Source organism: Occallatibacter riparius (genome assembly GCF_025264625.1).
GTDB lineage: Bacteria > Acidobacteriota > Terriglobia > Terriglobales > Acidobacteriaceae > Telmatobacter > Telmatobacter riparius.
On sequence record NZ_CP093313.1, the window covers coordinates 3,818,049 to 3,837,147 of the forward strand.

17 protein-coding genes are annotated in these 19,099 nt (G+C 61.4%); 9 read left to right on the forward strand and 8 right to left on the reverse strand.

The window, feature by feature from the left end; translation table 11 throughout:
• Window positions 1-1,449: an ArnT family glycosyltransferase gene (locus tag MOP44_RS15460; RefSeq protein WP_260790954.1), complete on the forward strand. Its 1,449-nt coding sequence runs from the start codon at window positions 1-3 to the stop codon at window positions 1,447-1,449.
• A 93-nt stretch (window positions 1,450-1,542) separates the two neighbouring features.
• On the opposite strand, the gene MOP44_RS15465 is transcribed toward MOP44_RS15460, so the two are convergent.
• The 4 genes from MOP44_RS15465 to MOP44_RS15480 all read right to left on the reverse strand — a co-directional run bounded on the left by MOP44_RS15465 (window position 1,543) and on the right by MOP44_RS15480 (window position 5,012).
• Entirely contained in the window at window positions 1,543-2,226 is a 684-nt protein-coding gene (locus MOP44_RS15465) for a LolA family protein (protein ID WP_260790955.1), read from the reverse strand.
• Between the two features lie 284 nt (window positions 2,227-2,510).
• A complete protein-coding gene (locus tag MOP44_RS15470) occupies window positions 2,511-2,873 on the reverse strand; it encodes a hypothetical protein (RefSeq protein ID WP_260790956.1) in 363 nt (120 codons plus the stop codon).
• A 40-nt stretch (window positions 2,874-2,913) separates the two neighbouring features.
• Window positions 2,914-4,239, reverse strand: coding sequence for a serine--tRNA ligase (gene serS / locus MOP44_RS15475; RefSeq protein WP_260790957.1), 1,326 nt, complete (start codon window positions 4,237-4,239; stop codon window positions 2,914-2,916).
• Window positions 4,240-4,403: 164 nt separating this feature from the next.
• Complete coding sequence (locus MOP44_RS15480; RefSeq protein WP_260790958.1) at window positions 4,404-5,012, reverse strand: TetR/AcrR family transcriptional regulator; 609 nt, start codon at window positions 5,010-5,012, stop codon at window positions 4,404-4,406.
• 125 nt (window positions 5,013-5,137) lie between these two features.
• On the opposite strand from MOP44_RS15480, the gene MOP44_RS15485 reads away from it, so the two are divergent.
• A complete protein-coding gene (locus MOP44_RS15485) occupies window positions 5,138-6,181 on the forward strand; it encodes an SDR family oxidoreductase (protein ID WP_260790959.1) in 1,044 nt (347 codons plus the stop codon).
• Between the two features lie 56 nt (window positions 6,182-6,237).
• Here MOP44_RS15485 and MOP44_RS15490 read toward each other — a convergent pair whose 3' ends face one another.
• Window positions 6,238-7,635, reverse strand: coding sequence for an NAD(P)/FAD-dependent oxidoreductase (locus MOP44_RS15490; RefSeq protein ID WP_260790961.1), 1,398 nt, complete (start codon window positions 7,633-7,635; stop codon window positions 6,238-6,240).
• Window positions 7,636-7,816: 181 nt separating this feature from the next.
• Between MOP44_RS15490 and MOP44_RS15495 the strand changes: the two genes are divergently transcribed.
• Genes MOP44_RS15495 through MOP44_RS15510 form a run of 4 tightly spaced genes read left to right on the forward strand, consistent with a single transcriptional unit; the run spans window position 7,817 to window position 11,355 of the window.
• Window positions 7,817-8,782, forward strand: a complete 966-nt coding sequence (locus MOP44_RS15495) for an ABC transporter ATP-binding protein (protein ID WP_260790963.1) — start codon at window positions 7,817-7,819, stop codon at window positions 8,780-8,782.
• The gene (locus MOP44_RS15500) at window positions 8,772-9,554 is read left to right on the forward strand and encodes an ABC transporter permease (RefSeq protein ID WP_260790965.1); all 783 of its coding nucleotides are present in this window, start codon (window positions 8,772-8,774) and stop codon (window positions 9,552-9,554) included. Before MOP44_RS15495 ends, MOP44_RS15500 begins: the two co-directional genes overlap by 11 nt.
• Window positions 9,551-10,732, forward strand: coding sequence for a sensor histidine kinase (locus MOP44_RS15505; RefSeq protein ID WP_260790967.1), 1,182 nt, complete (start codon window positions 9,551-9,553; stop codon window positions 10,730-10,732). The genes MOP44_RS15500 and MOP44_RS15505 overlap by 4 nt, the downstream gene beginning before the upstream one ends.
• 11 nt (window positions 10,733-10,743) lie before the next feature.
• Window positions 10,744-11,355 (forward strand): response regulator transcription factor, encoded by a 612-nt coding sequence (locus MOP44_RS15510; RefSeq protein ID WP_260796661.1) that lies wholly within the window; start codon window positions 10,744-10,746, stop codon window positions 11,353-11,355.
• 22 nt (window positions 11,356-11,377) lie between these two features.
• Here MOP44_RS15510 and MOP44_RS15515 read toward each other — a convergent pair whose 3' ends face one another.
• Both MOP44_RS15515 and MOP44_RS15520 read right to left on the reverse strand, forming a co-directional pair.
• Window positions 11,378-12,682 carry a paraquat-inducible protein A gene (locus MOP44_RS15515; protein WP_260790968.1) on the reverse strand — a complete coding sequence of 435 codons (1,305 nt, stop codon included), beginning with the start codon at window positions 12,680-12,682 and terminating at the stop codon, window positions 11,378-11,380.
• A gap of 43 nt (window positions 12,683-12,725) precedes the next feature.
• Complete coding sequence (locus MOP44_RS15520) at window positions 12,726-13,352, reverse strand: carbonic anhydrase (RefSeq protein ID WP_260790969.1); 627 nt, start codon at window positions 13,350-13,352, stop codon at window positions 12,726-12,728.
• A 154-nt stretch (window positions 13,353-13,506) separates the two neighbouring features.
• Here MOP44_RS15520 and MOP44_RS15525 point away from each other — a divergent pair, with 154 nt between their 5' ends.
• Window positions 13,507-14,898 (forward strand): serine hydrolase domain-containing protein, encoded by a 1,392-nt coding sequence (locus MOP44_RS15525; RefSeq protein ID WP_260790970.1) that lies wholly within the window; start codon window positions 13,507-13,509, stop codon window positions 14,896-14,898.
• A 79-nt stretch (window positions 14,899-14,977) separates the two neighbouring features.
• On the opposite strand, the gene MOP44_RS15530 is transcribed toward MOP44_RS15525, so the two are convergent.
• Window positions 14,978-16,507 carry an FG-GAP repeat domain-containing protein gene (locus MOP44_RS15530; protein ID WP_260790971.1) on the reverse strand — a complete coding sequence of 510 codons (1,530 nt, stop codon included), beginning with the start codon at window positions 16,505-16,507 and terminating at the stop codon, window positions 14,978-14,980.
• Between the two features lie 180 nt (window positions 16,508-16,687).
• Here MOP44_RS15530 and MOP44_RS15535 point away from each other — a divergent pair, with 180 nt between their 5' ends.
• Window positions 16,688-17,551 (forward strand): alpha/beta hydrolase, encoded by an 864-nt coding sequence (locus MOP44_RS15535; protein ID WP_260790972.1) that lies wholly within the window; start codon window positions 16,688-16,690, stop codon window positions 17,549-17,551.
• 155 nt (window positions 17,552-17,706) lie between these two features.
• On the forward strand, window positions 17,707-19,098 hold the full coding sequence (ffh, locus tag MOP44_RS15540; RefSeq protein WP_260790973.1) for a signal recognition particle protein: 1,392 nt from the start codon (window positions 17,707-17,709) through the stop codon (window positions 19,096-19,098).
• Window position 19,099 lies beyond the last annotated feature (1 nt).

Here is a 19,099-nt window from a genome sequence, read left to right on the forward strand (position 1 = left end):
ATGGAACCCGCCTCCTCCAGTCAATCGACGTCGCGCCGAGCTGGCATCGTTCGGGTTCTCTCCATCGTGTCCACCGTCTGCGCTCTTCTCGGCGGAGCGGTGCTTCGCTTCTGGATGATTTACAACTTCTTCGAGGTCCGCGACGACTCCCAGCTCTACGGCGGAATCGCCAAGAACCTCCTGCTTCACCACCGCTACGCCATCACCGACGGCAGCGGAGCCCTGCACGACACGCTCATTCGCCTGCCCGGGTACCCGCTCTTCCTCGCTGCCTGCTTCCGCGTTTTCGGCATCGAAAACTACTTTGCGCCCGTCTGCATTCAGATCCTCGCCGAGCTTGGAGGCTGCGTCCTCCTCTCCATGCTCGCCTGGCGCCTCACCCATCGCCTCTCCGCCGTGCAGGCCACCCTCTGGCTCTCCTGCCTCTGCCCCTTTACCGCCATCTACGCGGCCGAGCCGCTCACGGAAGCGCCCACCCTGTTCTGCATTGCAATAACCATGTGGGCCGTGGTGCGGTTCCGCCGCTGGGGCGACTGGCGTTCCGTGCTTGCATTCACATTCGCCGTCGCTTCCGCAGCGCTCCTCCGGCCCGACGGCGCGCTCGTCGGCCTCGTCTTTGCACTCCCCATGCTCGGGGGAGCCCGCGATCGCCTCGGCTCAGGTGGATGGCGGTCCTTCTATGGCGCAAGCCTCGGTTATGGAGAGCTGCGCAAAGTCATCGTCTGCATCGTGCTTGTCCTCGTGCCCTTCGCCGCCTGGACTTGGCGCAACTGGACCACCTTCCAGGTCTTCCAGCCGCTCGCACCCCGCTACGCCACTGACCCCGGCGAACCCACGTGGCCCGGCTTCCAGAGCTGGATGAAAACCTGGTGCATCGACTTCACATCCACCTACCAGATCTACTGGAACATGCCTGGCCCCATCGACGTCAGGAACGTACCTTCCCGCGCCTGGGATTTCCCCGAACAACAGGAAGAAACCCTCCAGCTCTTCGCCGATTACCACGCCAACGGGGACGAGTTGTCTCAATCCCTCGACGATCGCTTTGCCCAGCTCGCCAACCAGCGCATCAGAGCCGACTCGTTTCGCTACTACTTCGAGCTCCCGCTCCTGCGCGTCGGCGATATGCTCTTCCGTCCCCGCGTAGAAAACCTCCCAATCGATCTCGATTGGTGGCATTACGGCAACCACCGAGCTGAAACGCGCTTCAGCTGGTTCTACGCCGGCCTAAACGCGCTCTACTTCCTCCTCGGATTCATTGGCCTCTGCTTCCGCCCCCCGCTCGCAAAGTGGATGCTCCTCTACTTCGTCCTCCGCTGCCTCCTGCTTGCCACCATCGAAGCCCCCGAAGCCCGCTACACCATCGAGTTCTTCCCCATGCTCTTCGTCCTTGGCGGCATCGCCATCGCCCGCTTCGTCCCCCAAAAGCAAACGGCCCAGGCGCTCTAAGCACCCGGGCCACGTAACTGCACTTGCTTTTCTTTCTGTCATTCCCGAAGGGAATCTGCTTGCCACCTAGGGTAGTGCCGAATCGCCAACCCGCTATCTCTTGATGTATTGAGTTTTCGAGTTCGTAGGAAAAGTAAACGCATCCCCCGGCAACGACGCATTCAGCTTGATATTTGAATAGGTACACGTCCGCGACTGCCCCTGCCCTTCATCGAAGAACTGCTTCATGCTGATGCCGCGCGTCGTATCCATCCACACAATCACCTTGGGCAGGTTCTTGCGCACGCCTGGATCCTTCGCCACCAGCTCGAGCTTCGCCGTCTTCACGCCCGCGATGGTCTCATCGCCGTCGTAGGTGATCGTCCACTTTTCCTCGAGGTCTTTGCCGCTCGCCCCAAACCCCAGCGCCAGGTAGCTTTCGAACTTGCCCGCTTTCGTCAGGGTTGTCACCTGGTTCAGCGCGCCACCCTCCCAAAGCTTCATTTCGCCGCCTGAAAACATATACGTCTTCGGCACCGGCCGCCCATCCACCTGCTGGATATGCGCAGCCATCTGGAACGACTTGTTCTTGCGCTCGTAGTACACCGCTCCCGTCTGCTCTTCCGTCTCGGGAATCGGATCGGTCATCGCGTTCACAATCTTGAAATCGGCCGAGGTGGAACGAAAACTGACTGCCGCAGCGTCCAACTTGCGCAGCACTGAATCCAGGTCATCAGCGCGCATCGCGGGAGCCCCAAAAACCGTCACCGCGACCAGCACGACAAGAAACTTGCGCATACCCTTCCTTTCCATATCTTTGACGCGCCATGCCGGCACAAAGAAACACAAATCCGCCGGCTCGGGCTAGCCAGACCCTTCGTTTAAGTTGAGAGTCTGTCATTCTGACCCTGAGCGGAGCGAGCGGGGAAGAACCCATTTTGTGTCTTCCCGCCGGCGATTTCCGAAGAGCATTCGCTGTCTCCGGGCATCTAGCTGTGCCCTATCAGATCAAACCCAGGTACGCCCGGTAAGTCGCCCCGAACCATCAGGCGGCGCTGCCGCAGCGGCCCCACCGTAGGTGGTTAGCGGTGGGCCCAAACCTTCCAAGCCAGCGGATTCCCGGCCGCATCGCGCGTCAGCTGCCACCGGTCCACAAACACCGAATCCCCCGCCACCGGTTCCACCGCCGCCCGCAGCGCCTTCTTGACAGCTTTATCCGAATCCCCCGGTGTCGCGCTCACATCCCTCGCTGGCACCGTGATGATCATTCCAAACTTCCCGTCACTCGCCACCGTCATCGGATCCCGCGGAAAGTCCAGCACCGCCGGCTTGTCTCCGTAATTCCATAGATGCGGCGTGACAAAGATAAACAGCAGAATCAGCGTCACCATCACGTCGTAGTGAAAGTTTCCGCGCGGATACGTCCAGTAAAAATAGCTCTTCAAAATCCGACTCATCTCAGCCTTACTGATCACTGACCACTGATCACTGACCGCTTATGATTTCCAGCCCGCCCATATACGGCCGCAGCGCATCCGGCACCACAACCGACCCATCGGCCTGCTGATAGTTCTCCAAAATTGCCAGCCAGGTCCGTCCAACTGCCAGGCCGCTCCCGTTCAGCGTATGCACAAACTCGCTCTTCGCCTTGCCGCCCGCCGGCTTGTAGCGGATATTCGCCCGCCGCGCCTGGAACCCCTCAAAATTCGAGCACGACGAAATCTCCCGGTACAACTGCTGTCCCGGCAGCCACACTTCCAAATCAAACGTCTTCGCCGACGAGAACCCCGTATCGCCCGTGCACAGCAGCATGCGCCGATAGGGAAGTCCCAGCGCCTCCAGAATCTCCTCGGCATCCCGCGTCAGCCGCTCGTGCTCCGCGTCCGACTCCTCCGGCTTCACAAATTTCACCAGCTCCACTTTTTGAAATTGATGCTGCCGGATGATCCCCCTCGTATCCTTGCCCGCCGCGCCTGCCTCCGCCCGGAAACAAGGCGTATACGCCGTCAAAGCAATAGGGAGCCGCGCCTCGTCCAGAGTCTCGTCGCGATACAGGTTCGTTACCGGCACCTCGGCCGTGGGAATCAGCCAGTGATCCGCGTCCCTGAACTCGCCCTTCGCCGCACTCTCCGCATCCGCATCCGAACACCGGAACAGATCCTCTGCGAACTTCGGCAACTGCCCCGTCCCGAACAAACTCCGGCTGTTCACCATAAACGGCGGCAGTACCTCGGTGTACCCATGCTTCGCCGTGTGCGTGTCCAGCATGAACCCAATCAGCGCTCGCTCCAGCCTTGCGCCCGCGCCCATGTAGACCGCAAACCGCGCCCCGCTCAGCTTCGCCGCGCGCTCCAGGTCCAGAATCCCCAGGCCCTCGCCCAGCTCCCAGTGCGGTTTCGGCTCGAAGTCAAACGCGCGCTTCTCGCCCCACGTCTTCACAACGACGTTGTCTTCTTCCGACCGCCCTACCGGAACCTCGTCCCGCGTCAGGTTCGGAATGCTCGCCAGCGAGAACCGCATCTGTTCATCCAGCGTAGCGGCGCGCTTGTCCAGCTCGTCCAGACTCTCCTTGAGCTTCCGCGTCTCCTCCATCAGAGCCGACGCGTCCTGCCCCGTCTTTTTGAGCTGCCCCACCTGCTGGCTCAGCTCATTGCGCCGCGCCTTCAGCGTCTCGGCCTGCGTAATGGCCTGTCGCCGCTCCTTATCTAGAGCATGAAAATTCCCCAGTAGCGCCGCCGGATCGGCCCCGCGCGCACGCAGTTTCTCTTCCACTAGGGCTAGGTTTCCCCGAACAAAATTCAGATCGAGCATGACTCACCAGTTTACCAGTCGCTCACTCCATGGACGTGTCATCCCGACAGTCCGCGCGTTTTCTTCAGCGGACGGAGGGACCTGCAGTTGTCCTTCGCCGGGTGCCCAGGTCTCTCGCTTCTGGAGACTTGGGAGGGACTTCCAAGACACCACAGAACCCACTATTACTCCGACTCCTCAGCAACCGCCGCCCAGACCGTCTCCGCAATCCGCATCAGCGTAGCCTTCGAGAACGCCCTCGGCGCCTTCGCCAAATCCGCCGCAAGCCCCAAGGTCAGGCTGGTCACAGCCTCCTGGGGAAGGTCCTTCATCACTCCGCCCTTCTTCTTCGGCTGCAGCAGCTTGAGAATCGGTGCGAAATCGGAATCCGCCTCCTCCGCGTCCCCCGCGGGCGAACAGTAGGGCGAATTGAGGTACTGATCCAGAAAGCGCGTTTCACGCAAGTGCGTGCGATAGAAGCGGTACGCATTCAGCCACACCAGCAGCAGAGCCTCGCGCGGCGGCATCTCCGCCCTCACGCCTTCCAGCAAAATATCGCGCTTGCTTGCGCGCACCCGCTGGTAGATCGCTCGAATCAACTCGTCCTTGCTCGGAAAGTAGTGATAGATCACCCCCGGGCTGGCCCTCGACCGCTTTGCCAGAGCAGACATCGGAGCCTGCAGCCCCTGCTCCACCACCAGGTCCAGCATGGCCTCCAGAATCTCTTCGCGCCTCGATGGTTCGGGACCGGCAGACTCGGGGCCGGCGACCTCGGGCTTGATTTTCTTCGGCATTGTCTGTCGGCACCTTCTAGAACGATCATTCTAGCAGTTCGAAAAATCTGAATCGACTAGAACGAACGTTCGATCTAAAGGAGCATACCGGTCCGTAGCGCCATTTCCGCAATCAGGAGTTCCACATGAGTACAGTTCTCGTCACCGGCGGCTCAGGTTTTATCGCCGGCCACTCCATCCTGCAACTGCTCGCCCAGGGCCATCAGGTCCGCACCACCGTCCGCGACCTCAAGCGCGAGAACGACGTTCGCGCCACCCTGCGCCGCGCCGGCGCCGACCCCGGCAACCAACTCACCTTCTTCGCCGCCGATCTCAACAGCGATACCGGCTGGCCCCCGGCCGTCAGCGGTTGCGACTATGTCCTCCACGTCGCCTCCCCCTTTCCCCCCGGCGTTCCGCGCCATGAAGATGACCTCATCGTCCCCGCCCGCGAAGGAGCCCTTCGCGTCCTCCGTGCTTCTCGCGACGCTGGCGTTAAACGCGTCGTCCTTACTTCCTCTTTTGTCGCCATCGGCTACGGCCACGAGAACCACACCGCTCCATACAACGAACACGACTGGACCGACCCCAACGCCCCCGGCCTTACGGCCTACGCCAAATCCAAGACCATCGCCGAACGCGCTGCCTGGGCCTTCATCTCCCGCGAAGGGGGATCGCTTGAACTGTCCGTTATCAATCCCGTCCTCGTCTGCGGTCCGGTCCTTTCCGCGGATTACGCGGCGTCCATCATGCTCGTCCAGAAACTCATGGACGGAGCCCTGCCCGGCTGCCCGCGCCTCAATTTCGGCATTGTCGACGTCCGCGACGTTGCCGACCTCCACATCCGCGCCATGACCCGCCCCGCTGCCAACGGCGAGCGATTCCTCGGCGCCTCCGGAGACTTTATCTCCCTCCAGGAGGTGGCGAACGTCCTCAAGCAGCGCCTCGGCCCCGCGGCCCGTCGCGTACCCACCCGCGAACTGCCCAACTGGCTGGTCCGACTCTTCGCGTTCGCCGACCCATCGGTCCGCCTCATCCTGCCCGAACTGGGCAAACCGAAAAACGCCACCGGCGAAAAAGCCCGCCGCCTCCTCGGCTGGAATCCGCGTTCCCGCGAAGACGCCTTGGTCGCCACCGCCCAGAGCCTCATCGACCTCGGCCTACTGAAAGACTCCCCCCGCGCCGCGTGAAGCCCGGGTGCCCGAAAGACGGGTGCCCGGGGGCCCATTCTTGGAAACCTTATCGGTTAGTCAGCTGCCCTCGAACCACTGACTCCAGTCTGCGCAGACACCGCCGCGGACGGTCGCGCCGGACCAGCTTCGACCTGTTCCTGCCACCCCGGTAGCCGCTGATCTCCCGTAATCAGGCGCGCGCTCCGCGTAAAGCTGAAGTAGCTCCAAACCCATGTGAACAAAACGGCTATGCGGTTCCTGAACCCGATCAGGAAGAAGATGTGCACGGTGAGCCACGTGAACCAGGCCGGAAATCCGCCCATGTGCGCCTTGAACGGCCACTTCACATCCGCGACCGCCGACATGCGTCCGATCGTAGCCATGTCGCCCTTGTCGAAGTACCTGAAGGCGGGTCGCTTAGCCCCCTTCAGGTCGGCGCTGATCATCTTCGCGACATGATCCCCCATCTGCATTGCCGGCTGCGCCACCCCGGGAACCTGCTTCCCGTCTTGAACAAAGTGCGCCAAATCGCCCAAAACAAACACATTAGCCAGATTGGCTGGATTGAGTTGATCGTCTACGATCACGCATCCGCGCTTATCCGTCTCCCCTCCCAGCATCTTGCCCAGCGGCGAAGCCTGCACACCCGCCGCCCAAAGAATGACCGCAGCCTCAAGCTTTCCAAGAGGACGCGGCCCACCAGTCTCGACCCAGCCAGGCTCAATTCCCGTCACGTGGCACCCCAGGTGGACCTCAACCCCCAGGGCCTCCAACTCCTTCTGCGCCTTTGCACTCAGATCCGGCGGATACGCAGCCAGCAGCCGCTCACCGCCATCGAGCAGCAAAACCTTTGCTTTCTGCGGATTGATGTGCCGGAAGTCGTGCTTCATGTAGTACTGCGCAATGTCGCGGATCGCGCCCGCAAGCTCCACGCCCGTGGGTCCGCCGCCAATCACCACGAAATTCAGCGGCGGATGCCACCCGTGCTCCTGCATGTGCCGCTCTGCTAATTCGAAAGCCAGCAACACCCTCCGGCGAATCTCCGTAGCATCCTCAACCGTCTTCAAACCCGGCGCAGCGGCTGACCACTCTTCGTGCCCGAAATAAGAGTGCGTAGATCCCGCTGCCACGACGAGATAGTCATAAGGAATCTGCGCGCCGCTCTTCAGTGCCACCGACTGCTTCAATGTATCGATCCCAATCACCTCATCCATCAGAACTTGCGTGTTCTTCTGGTGCCGCACAATGCTGCGGATGGGCGATGCTATGTCGGCCGGGGATAGAACCGCCAAAGCCACTTGATACAGAAGGGGCTGGAACGTGTGATGGTTGCGACGATCAATGATCGTAACCTCGACGGGAAGATGAGCCAGCGATTTCGCGGCGTGGATGCCGCCAAAGCCGCCTCCGATAATGACCACACGCGGCTGTTTGCCCGGAAGTTGTTGAAGCGGTTGAGCTAACTGTGTCACAGCGCGCCTCGCTTTCTACCTATTGCAGATGCGCCAACATGCGAATTGGTTCAAATGCCTTTTAGCAACATGACATCTGTCACATCCGAATCGTGACATTCTCCACTGGGTCTGCGCCCGCTTCCACGCGATCCTGTCTTTGCCGCTGGAGGCTGACTCCGAGTGGCAAAGAGGAGACGCGATGGCGACAGCCGATGTTTATCCTTCGCAGAGTTCCATAAGTGCCGCAGCGTGGACCGGTCCTAACGCCACGGTCGCGAACCTGCACTCCGTCACCAAGAAGTATGGAAAGACGACGGCGCTGGACAACTTTTCCTTCCGGCTCGCGCCCGGTGAAGTGGTCACGCTGCTTGGTCCCAATGGCGCCGGAAAAACCACCGCCGTCCGGCTCCTTCTGGGGCTCATCGCACCCAACGCAGGAGCGGTCAGCGTCCTCGGCCGCGATCCCCGCGACGCCGATGCCCGCACCCGCACCGGCGCGATGCTGCAGGTGGCGCGCGTGCCGGAAGTGCTTCGGGTTCGCGAACTCATCGACCTGTTCCGCAGCTACTACCCCCAGCCGCTGCCGACAAAAGAAATCGTCCGCATCGCCAAGCTCGAAGGCCTGGAAAACCGCCTCTTCGGCAAGCTATCCGGCGGCCAGCGCCAGCGGACGCTTTTCGGTCTGGCCATCTGCGGCAATCCCGACCTGGTCTTCCTCGACGAGCCCACCACCGGCATGGACATCGAGTCGCGCCGCGCGCTCTGGGACGAGGTCCGAGCGCTCTCCGCTGCCGGAAAGGCCGTCCTGCTCACGACGCACTACCTCGAAGAAGCCGACGTGCTCGCGACGCGCGTGGTCGTCATCAATCGCGGAAAGACAATCTGCGAAGGCACTCCGGCTGATATCCGCCGCCGCGTATCGGGCCGCCGCATTCGCTGCGTCACCCAGCTCGATCACGCGTTCCTGGCCACTCTGCCCACCGTCTCTGACGTGCGCCAGGACCGCGAGGCGGTAATCGTCACCGCGGAAGCCGCGGAGGACGTCGTCCGCGAGATGCTGCAGCGTGATCGCACCTTGAGCGGCCTCGAGATCCTGACCCCGGCTCTCGAAGACGCCTTCCTTGCCCTCACCGCCGGCCCGAAAGGAGGCCACCATGAGCGCTAATGCCATCGCCCTGCAGCCGCCATCACGCTTAGCTTTCCTGAGCCGGATCTTCGCCAAGGAGATTCAATACGAGTTCGTAAAAGCCCTGCGCATCAAAGCGTTCTCACTTTCGGTGCTCGGCTTCCCCATCATGTTCTATCTGCTGTTCGGCATATCCAACCGCCGTACCGATTACGCGGTTTATCTCATGGCTAGCTACGGCTGCATGGGCGTTGTGTCCGCGGCCCTGTTCGGCATCGGCATGGGCATTTCCATGGAGCGGGCGCAGGGATGGCTCGAATTGAAACAGGCCAGCCCCATGCCGCGCCTCGCCTACCTTGCCGCCAAGATCGTAAACGCCGCTGCGTTCGCGCTCATCATCGAGATAGTCCTCATCGCTCTCGCGCTTACCCTTGGAGGCGCGCATGTCACCGTCATCCAGGCCGTCCGGCTCATTGGAGTGGTCCTGCTGGGCTCGGTGCCCTTCGCCGCCATGGGCCTGCTGGTGAGCGTCCTGGTGCCCGCCAATTCCGCACCCGGCATTATCAACCTGATTTATCTGCCCATGTCGTTTGCTTCCGGCTTCTGGATGCCGATCACCATGCTTCCCCATTGGCTGCAGACCATTGCACCCGCATTGCCCACCTACCACCTGGCTCAGCTGGCGCTGAACGTGATCGGCATGGCGCAACCGGGATTGATGGCCACGCACGTGCAGGTTCTGGCTGGATATACTCTGGTGATGTTTGGAGCGGCATGGATGATCTTCAACAGGAGCGAAGCCAAGGCGTGAGCGCAACCGATTCCAAATCGGACGAACCCAGGGCAGCCTTCGGCCGCAGCGTGAGACCCGCGCAAAACCTGGTGGGCAGCATTCGCAGTACCGATGCTGCCCTGCGCGAGCGCACCTTCGTCGGCATGCATCAGCATAGGCGCCGCTGGTTCGACTTCATCTGGCTCATCTATTCCGTGTTCTTCTTCATCCAGCCGGTGGAGCGGAACTCGCGCCCCTACTGGGTTCAGTTCGCGGTAGTCTACGTCGTTTTCCTTGCCCTCTACGTCGGCGTCATCTATGCCCGCTCACGCCGTACCGCGTACCTGTTTCTGGCTGGCCTGGCAGTGCTTGGAGTCTGGTATTTCCCCATCAATCTCAGTGCGTCAGGGATTGTCGTTTACGTCGTCGCCCTTGCGCCGTTCGTAACGGACTCACTTGCTGTCTGCATCGGCATCTTCATTTCCATCTCGGGGGCCCTGATAGCCGAAGGGCTGCTCTTACACGTGAATCCATGGGCCTGGGGATTCCCGCTCTTCATCTGCCTCGCTGTCGGTTCAGCGAACACCGTGGCTGCGCAGCGAATGAGGGCGAACCAAAAACTGAGTCTGGCGCAGGAAGAAATCGAGCATCTTGCCAAGGTCGCTGAGCGCGAACGCATCGCGCGCGACCTGCACGACGTGCTCGGCCACACGCTGTCACTCGTGGTCCTGAAGTCCGAACTTGCCGGCAAACTGCTGGATCACAATCCCGAACGCGCTGGCAAGGAGATCCACGAAGTGGAGCAGATCGCGCGCACCGCTCTGGCTGAAGTCCGCGAGGCGATTCGCGGCTACCGCGCCGAGGGTCTTGCTGCCGAACTTGACCGTGCCCGGGCTACACTCGACGCCGCAGGGGTGACGCTCGACTGCGCGTCCAGCGCGCCAAAGATGCTGCCCGCACAGGAGACGGTGCTTTCGCTCATCGTCCGCGAAGCCGTGACCAACATAGTACGCCACGCGCATGCCAGCCATTGCCACATCTCGCTTGAACAGCGCGGCCGGCAGATCGTATTGGGAATCGAAGACGATGGCCGCGGCGGAATCCGCCAGGAAGGTAACGGCCTGCGCGGCATGCGCGAGCGCGTGGAATCCATCGAAGGCCGGTTCCATATCCTTTCGGAGAACGGGACACGGCTTGTCATCGAAGTGCCGGCATAGGTCGCGAAATGATGAAGAAGATTCAGGTGGTTCTCGCGGAAGATCAAGCCATGGTGCGCGGGGCGCTGGCAGCGCTGCTCGAAACCGAGCCCGACATCGCGGTCTGCGCCAGCGCTGCCAACGGGCGCGAAGCGCTCACCGCCATCGCGAAGCAGAAGCCCGATGTGCTGGTCACCGATATCGAGATGCCTGAGATGACTGGCCTCACCCTCGCCGGGGAAGTCCAAAGCCGCTTTCCCGAAACAAAAGTCGTGATCCTCACCACTTTCGCGCGCCCCGGTTATCTGCGCCGTGCCCTCGACTCAGGCGCGAAAGGCTATTTGCTGAAGGACTGCCCCTCTGCGGAACTGGCCGATGCCGTTCGCCGCGTGCATCGCGGTCTGCGCGTCATCGATCCCGGCCTGGCCGCCGAAGCCTGGGACTCCGGCCCTGATCCGCTGACCGAACGCGAGCGCCAGATTCTGTGGCGCGCCGGCGAAGGCAAATCAAGCTCTGAGATAGCCGAAGAGCTGCATCTCTCCGAAGGCACGGTGCGCAACTACCTCTCCGAAGCCATCAGCAAACTGGGCGCTTCAAACCGAGTGGAGGCCGCGCGACTGGCTCGAGCCAAGGGTTGGCTCTGATCTCCGTCGTTGCGGCCTTTAGTCAGGCTTCTTCGATGCCGCGCTCGAGCTTCCGCGATAAGAAGATGCTCGCGATGCAGAACCCGAAGAACAGGTAGAAGCCGGGCAGGATCTTCGAGGCATCGGTTGGGATCACCACCTGCTGAATGTTGGGCATTTGGCGCAGGCCATCCCATGAACTCGTGATGACGCCGTTGAATGCCACGAACGACATGAAGATGGCGAGCACCATGACATCGGCCATCGACCACTTCGACAACTCGAATGCAAAGATCTTTACCAGCCGGTTGGTGCGCAATAGCACCGGCCGAATGAGACCCGCGCCCAGCGCTAGCATCTTCAGCGTGGGGAAGACAACGCTGAAGAGAATGACGAGCACGCCGACCAGCTTCATCTCTGGCCGGTCCATGTGGATGAGTGTGTCAAACACCTCAAGGACTGTCTTGCTTCGGTAGTAGAGCGATTGGTCGCGGAACTCGATGGGCGTGCCGAGCAGCGTTGCGTCCACTTTGCTGACGCGGACCTCGACTTCAAGCATGGGACTGAGTACGCCCGCGGCCGCCATGGTGATGCAGAACAGCATGAGCACTATGACAGCGCCGCGCGAAAGGCGGCCTCTGCTGGTCATCAGGAGGAGAAACGCGAGCGCCGCCGATGCGAGGACGATGAGGTAGTCACGGGTCAGTTGTGTGTCAGCCGCGGCGATTTGTTTCGAGAGAGTCGCCTCGCATGCCACGCCGTCCGCGCACCCATAACGCTTCAGGATGGCGTTGTAGGTGGTCATGTCGGTGGGGCTGAAGGTGTTCTTGACGGCGTCGGCCAGCACGCCGCGGATAGAGTCCTGAAAGCTCTTCTCGACGTCCGGCTTGGTCAACTGCGCCATCACCACGCTGGTGTATTCGGGCACATGCGGGCGCAGCGAGGTGACGATCATATTGACGATCATCGGATTGGCGCCGGGCTTCTTCGTTTTTGGATCGGGCGCAGACATCTGCGTCTTGACGTTGTCGAGTAGCGCATACAGCGACCGCTCGACCATAGGCCGCAGGCTTTTGCTTTGCGTCTTGAGATCGAGCTTGCCCACCTGCGCCTGCAGCATGGGCCCTATGATGTCGCGCCACTGGTCAGCGCTAAGGATGCCGTAGCGCGCATGCGTGATCTCGGCAAGATCGCTGCGGAGGTCGCGGCGCGCCGCCAGACCATCGACGGTCTTCCAACTGAACCAGATGGCCGGCAGAAGGAGAAGCGCGCCGACGGCGAGGCGAAGGGTTGAGAAAAGTGAGCGTTTGGCCGGTGCTGGAGTTGTGGGTGTGCCCGCGTCTTCCACGATGGTGACGAGTATAAAGCCCGGCTCTCGGTTGTGATGCTGGTCAGGCCGCGGGACCCAGCAGCGGAACGAACCGGCGATCGCGCTCTTCGTACTGCTCGATGCGCCCGGTGAGGATGTCGTAATACCAGCCGAAGACCTGAAGCCTGCCAGCGGCGATCGCCTTTGCGACCGTGGGATGAGACTTGAGATTGCTGAGCTGGGCCACAACGTTGCCGCGAATCAGAGAGCAGAGTTCGGCGTGGTCGCCGTCGGCAGGATTTAGCGGCTGCCGATGACTGAAGGCGCCCTCCACGTGGTCGAGCCAGCGCTTGGCGCGGGGCAGTTTTTCGACGGCCGTCCGGTTAAGAGCCGCCTTGATGGCGCCGCAGTCGGAATGGCCGCAGTTAATGATGTAGGGCACCTTGAGAACTTCCACCGCGTACTCGATCGTTGCGGAGACGCCATCGACGTCATTCATGGAAACCGGGACGACATTGCCGATGCTGCGGCTGATGAACAGGTCGCCGGGTTCGGTGCCGAGGATGAGATCGGGGACGATGCGGGAATCAGAGCAGGTGATGAAGAGCCACTCGGGAGCCTGGCTTTCGGCAAGCAGATGGTAGTGGCTGCGGCGTTCGGGGAAGACGTCTTTGAGGAACTTGCTATGGCCTTGGATCAGTCGTTGCACGTGCGTTGACCTCCAATTTCAAGGGTAGCGCATGCAGAGTGGGCAAGTGATCGCGCGAGCGAGTGATCACCTGCCGGCGATTGGTCGGGCTCCAATCACCTGACCGCTTGATCACCTGATCACCTGATCACATGGCCACCTGTATAGTGGGGCCATGTTGAAGATTGGTTTTGTTGCTGCTGTGGTGGCTTGCGGTGCGGCGATCGCGTGCGCTGCGCAGACGGTGGATACGATCGATCCGGCGCTGAAGTCTCGCATTGACCGCATTGCTGCTGGCGTAATGGAACAGCACGGCGTGCCGTCTGCCTCGGTGGCGGTGGTGCAGGGCGGCAAGCTGGTGTACACGCACGCGTATGGAAAGGCGCACGTCAGTCCCGACAAGCCCGCGACACCCGATATGCGCTACTCGATCGGATCGATCTCAAAGCAATTCACCGCGGCGGCAATTCTGATCCTGCAGGAACAGGGCAAGCTGAAGCTCGACGACGCGGTGGGCAAGTATGTGCCGGGACTGACGCGGGGCGACGAGGTAACGATCCGGCAGATTCTGTCGCATACTTCGGGCTATCAGGATTACTGGCCCGAGGACTACCTGATGACGCCGATGATGAAGCCGACGACAGCGCAGTACATCATCGACACATGGGCGAAGAAGCCGCTGGATTTCGAGCCGGGCACGCAGTGGCAGTACTCGAACACGAACTACGTGATTGCCGGAATGATTGTGGAGAAGGTGTCAGGCCAAAAGCTGATGGAGTTCCTGGCCGAGCACATCTTCCATCCGCTAGGCATGAAGAGCGTGTGGGATACGGATCAGGAGAAGCTCACGCAAACCGATGCGACGGCCTACATTCGCGCGGCACTCGGGCCTCTTCGCGCAGCACCCAAAGAAGGCCGCAACTGGATGTTCGCAGCCGGCGAGCTGGCGATGACGGCGCACGACCTCGCGCTGTGGGACGAGAGCATGATCGCACGCAGCGTGCTGAAGCCCGAGAGCTACAAGGAAATGTTCACCGAGGTGAAGCTCAAGGACGGCAAGGGCACGCATTACGGGCTGGGTGTGGAGGTCCTCGATCATGATGGAAAGCTGGAGATCGAGCACAGCGGTGAGGTAACGGGATTCGTGTCCGACAACATTGTGCTGCCGGACGATGGCGTAGCCGTGGCGGTGCTGACGAATCACATGGCGAGCGGCGCAGGTCAGATTGCGAGCCTGGCAGCGGATACAGTGGCCGGCGCCAAGCGCTCGCCGGCCGAGGAGCAGACGCTGGCGATGTATCGGGGATTGCAGAACGGCCAGATTGATCGCAGCCTGCTTGCTCCGAATTTGAACGACTACTTCGATACGCAGACCGTGGACGACTTCAGGAACAGCCTGGGACCGCTGGGTGAGCCACTGACGTTTCGACAGACGGGCGAGAGCCTTCGCGGTGGCATGACCTTCCGCGGATTCCGGATTGTGTATCCCACACGCACCTTGCGGCTGAGCACGTACACGTATCCCGATGGCAAGCTGGAACAGTTTCTGGTGGAGCCGGGGAACTGAAGACAGCGAACAGGCCACAGCAAACACAAACCGGGGTCAGACGCGTGCCTGACCCCGTTTGTTTTCAGTTGACGAGCTACTACTTCACGGTGATGGTTTCAGAATGTTTGACCAGCCACTGATCCCAGCCCGCGGCGTAGACATCAAGGCGGTGGGACCCGGAACTCAGCGCTACGCTGGCGTTGAGGAACGTGTAATTGGAGAAACTGTGGAATTGCTCAGCGACTTTCTTACCGTCGACCCAGACTTCGACATCACGCATGGGCACGGTTCCAGAAGCGCCGATGGCGAAGCTTACCGGTGAGCTGGCTGCCGTGCCATAAGCGGGCTGGCAGATATTGATGCCTCGGCTGGACGAGGGCGCCTGGCAGGTGGGGAAACTTCCCGCTGTGGTGTTGAGCATGGTGGTGATGCGGGAGCCGTCGCAGCGGTCGTCCTCGCATTCGGTGACGAGCAGGTCCGCCTTGGTGTCGGCATTGGCGCGAAGAACCTGGGGCGGGTTCGGAATCGGGTAAAGGACACCATTGATGAACTGAGATGAGAAGACAGTCTGATCGGCGTTGTAGCTGGAGTTGGGATTGCGGGTAAGCACGTCGACGTAGAGCGGTCCGGAGTTGGTGTTGGAGCAGTCGTGTTCGCGAACGATGATGTCGTTCAAGCCGTTGCCATCGAGGTCGGCGACGGAGGCTGGGCCGTCGACGCAGCGGCTCACCGGCACGTAGGTACGGCTGGAGAAGGTGCGCGTGGCATTGCCGTAGTCAACGAACACACGGTTCTTATACGCCACCGGCTGGGTGGCCAGGATGTCACTTTTAGCGTCGCTGTTGACATCGCCGACAGAGAAGTTGACGAAGGCCTGGTTGGTGGGGGTGCCGGCCGGCGGTGTGAAGGTGATGGTCGTGGAAGCTGGGAAGTGCCCTGTGCCATCGCCGAAGAGGACATAGGCCTGATTGAGGTTGACGGTGTCCGGAAGGAGCAGGTCGGCCTTGCCGTCGCCGTCGAAATCGCCTAGCTGGGGAGAGCCGCCGTTGACACCCATGGACGGGCCGGTGGTGAAGCCGCCATTGCCGTTGCCGAACCAGACGGTGAGGCGACCGGCAAACACGAAGGCGATATCGGTCAGGCTGTCGTGGTTGAAATCACCGGCCACAGTTTCGGCTGCGTAACTCCCGTTGTTGTTCGCGGTGAAGGTGAATGTTTTGGTGAGCGTGAACTTGCCGTTCTGGTCGTTCTGGTAAAGGTAGAAGTGCCCGTCATACGCGCTGACGAGAATGTCGATAGCGCCATCGTTGTTGAAGTCGCCGAGCACAACCTGCTCAATACCGGTGTTGGGATCGATCTGGTAAGAAGTGGCGGGACCGTAGTAACCGTCAGCGGTGGCAAGCTGAACGGCGAAGGTGTTCTGGCCTCCCATCTCGGGATGGTAGGCGAACACCAGGTCTTCGCGACCATCGTGATTGAGGTCGGCGTGCTGGTAAAATGGAGTGCCTCCACCGAAGCCCGAGGCATTGTCCTGGCTGTGGCTCTGAAAGGAGAGGGTGGCTGGGAAGGTGACGGCGGGAAGGGCAAGGATCACCGCCAGGCGGGCGCACAACATGGCTAGCCGCATAGGTCACGACTCCAGTTTCTACGGATTTCGCTCTGAAATACTGAGGGCGTATAGGAACGTACACGCGTGGGATGCGGGCCAGCAGCAGCCCAGGTTGCTTCGAGAGCCGAAAACGGATGCTTCTCGCGCATTTATCGCTACACTGGAATCGACCTGTTTTGGTTCGCACCGGTTGAGAAAATGAGTCTTTCTACCACCGCCACTCGACCGAATTCCGCTCAGCGCTTCGCTTTCAGGTTGGCGCTTGCGTGCGGCAGCCGGGCGATTCAGGCGCGCGACCGTGTTCTGGGTCGTATGCCGCGCCGCTCTGAGGAAATGCCGGGTCTGTCATGCACTCCGCTTGTGATTGAGAGCGGAAGCAGCCTGCTTGATGCGGCCTATGTCGAACCTGCATCCGGGCCCATCCAAGCATCGGTACTCATCTGCCACGGCATCGGCGAAGTTGTCCGCCAGTGGATTCCCATTCAGCAGTTGCTAGCCGCGCGCGGTGTCGCCTCGCTCGTTTTCGACTACTCGGGGTATGGGCGCAGCACCGGCCGGCCCGAGGCGGAACAACTGGAGCGCGATGCCGTTTCCGCTTTTCGGCGCCTGCGTGAACTGGCTCCGCCAAGGCCGTTGGGCGTGCTGGGTTTCTCGCTCGGCTCAGGCATAGCAGCGGCGGTTCTCTCCCTTATGGGCGTCGACCGACTGGTGCTTTGCGCTGGGTTTCCGTCGTTTCGAGAAGCGGCCCGGAGCGTCGGCGTGCCTCCGTTCCTGGAGTGGCTGGTGCCGCCTATCTGGTCTGCCGAGGCGTCATTGCGTGGGTCCGACGTGCCCGTGCTCGTCGTCCACTCCACGCATGACCGATTGTTCCCGGTGCGGATGGCGCATGATCTCGTCGCCTGCTGCGGTCCCGGGTCGCAGTCGATCCTGGTGCCGGGCCTCGCACATAACGAGCCCTTCTACAAGCCGACGATGACATACTGGAATCCGATTGCGGACTTTCTCATTGATCCTGTCTTGCCAGCTTCGTCTCAAGTCCAGGAGTCCGTATTGGCGCGATAAAGGCGGCGAAGCCGCAGTCAACCCCCCGCAGGTGGCCTACCGATGCGCCAGGGGCTGCCGAACAGGTGCTTGCCAGCAGGATGAAGGCGGCGAAGCCGCAGTTAGCCCCACCGCAGGTGGCGCGGGTGGTGGTTCGGTACACTTGAAGAGTCGCTATGTTTGAGAACCTTACAGAAAAGCTGCAGCGGGCATTCAAGCACCTTCGCGGGCAAGGCACGCTGACCGAAGAAAACATCCAGGAAGCAATGCGCGAGATCCGCGTTGCGCTGCTGGAGGCAGACGTCAACCTGAACGTGGTCAAGGAGTTGATCGACCACATCCGCGATAAAGCCGTAGGCGCGGAAGTGATGACGGCCCTGTCGCCAAGCGAACAGGTCATCAAGATCGTGCGCGACGAGTTGATCGCGCTCTTGGGCAAAGACACGGCCCGCTTCAAGTTCGCGCCGCAGCCGCCCACGGTCATCCTGATGGCCGGCCTGCAGGGTTCCGGTAAGACCACCACCACCGGCAAGCTGGCCGCGTGGCTCAAAAAGGGCGGCCATCGCCCGATTCTCGTATCGGTTGACGTCTATCGTCCGGCGGCGCGTGAGCAGCTCAAGGTTGTGGCCAAGTCCATCGACGCCAAGATCTACGAAGGCGACCTGAAGGGCGAGCAGCCTGGCTCCAAGCTCGTGGAGCGGCTCGCCAACGAGGCGCGGCGCGAGGCGCGCAACTTCGGCTTCGACACACTGATCGTCGACACCGCCGGCCGTCTGCACGTGGACGAAGAGCTGATGACCGAGATGGAGCAACTCAAGAAGCTGCTCAACCCGCAAGAGATCCTGTTCGTCGCCGACGCCATGACCGGCCAGGACGCGGTGAACTCGGCGCAGGACTTCCACAAGCGGCTGGGCCTGACGGGCGTGGTGCTTACCAAGATGGACGGCGATGCCCGCGGCGGCGCAGCCCTATCGATCCGTCACGTGACGGGACAGCCCATCAAGTTCATCGGTACCGGCGAAAAGCCGGATGCCTTCGAGCCGTTCCACCCCGATCGCATCGTGGGGCGCATTCTCGGCATGGGCGACATTCTGTCGCTCGTTGAAAAAGCCGAGGCCACGCTCGACAAGAAGAAGTCCGAGGAGTTCGCGAAAAAGGCGCTACTCGGCGATGGCTTCACCCTCGAGGACTTCCGCGACCAGCTCAAGCAGATCAAGAAGCTGGGATCGATGGAGTCTATCCTGAAGATGCTGCCCTCGGTTGGCCCGTTCGCGGGCATGCAGCAGGCCGCCAGCCAGGTGGATGAGAAGCAGTTTGTGCGTCTCGAGGCGATGATCAACTCCATGACGCCGCACGAGCGCCGAAACCACGACATCATCTCCGGCAGCCGCCGCAAGCGCATCGCGGCAGGCTCGGGCACGAGCGTGCAGGAAGTGAATCAGCTCCTGCGCCAATACGCGCAGATGGCCAAGATGTTCAAGTCGATGGGCAAGGGCGGCCTCGCCAAGCAGATGATGCGCGGCGGCATGGGCGCACTGGGAATGGGCCGGCAAAAGTTCGGACGGTAAG

Coding starts and splice junctions, on each gene's coding strand:
- MOP44_RS15495 (WP_260790963.1), top strand. CDS start 7,817: ATGGCGACAGCCGATGTTTATCCTTCGCAGAGTTCCATAAGTGCCGCA.
- MOP44_RS15530 (WP_260790971.1), bottom strand. CDS start 16,507: ATGCGGCTAGCCATGTTGTGCGCCCGCCTGGCGGTGATCCTTGCCCTT.
- MOP44_RS15480 (WP_260790958.1), bottom strand. CDS start 5,012: ATGCCGAAGAAAATCAAGCCCGAGGTCGCCGGCCCCGAGTCTGCCGGT.
- MOP44_RS15525 (WP_260790970.1), top strand. CDS start 13,507: ATGTTGAAGATTGGTTTTGTTGCTGCTGTGGTGGCTTGCGGTGCGGCG.
- MOP44_RS15465 (WP_260790955.1), bottom strand. CDS start 2,226: ATGCGCAAGTTTCTTGTCGTGCTGGTCGCGGTGACGGTTTTTGGGGCT.
- MOP44_RS15460 (WP_260790954.1), top strand. CDS start 1: ATGGAACCCGCCTCCTCCAGTCAATCGACGTCGCGCCGAGCTGGCATC.
- MOP44_RS15510 (WP_260796661.1), top strand. CDS start 10,744: ATGAAGAAGATTCAGGTGGTTCTCGCGGAAGATCAAGCCATGGTGCGC.
- MOP44_RS15500 (WP_260790965.1), top strand. CDS start 8,772: ATGAGCGCTAATGCCATCGCCCTGCAGCCGCCATCACGCTTAGCTTTC.
- serS (WP_260790957.1), bottom strand. CDS start 4,239: ATGCTCGATCTGAATTTTGTTCGGGGAAACCTAGCCCTAGTGGAAGAG.
- ffh (WP_260790973.1), top strand. CDS start 17,707: ATGTTTGAGAACCTTACAGAAAAGCTGCAGCGGGCATTCAAGCACCTT.
- MOP44_RS15485 (WP_260790959.1), top strand. CDS start 5,138: ATGAGTACAGTTCTCGTCACCGGCGGCTCAGGTTTTATCGCCGGCCAC.
- MOP44_RS15535 (WP_260790972.1), top strand. CDS start 16,688: ATGAGTCTTTCTACCACCGCCACTCGACCGAATTCCGCTCAGCGCTTC.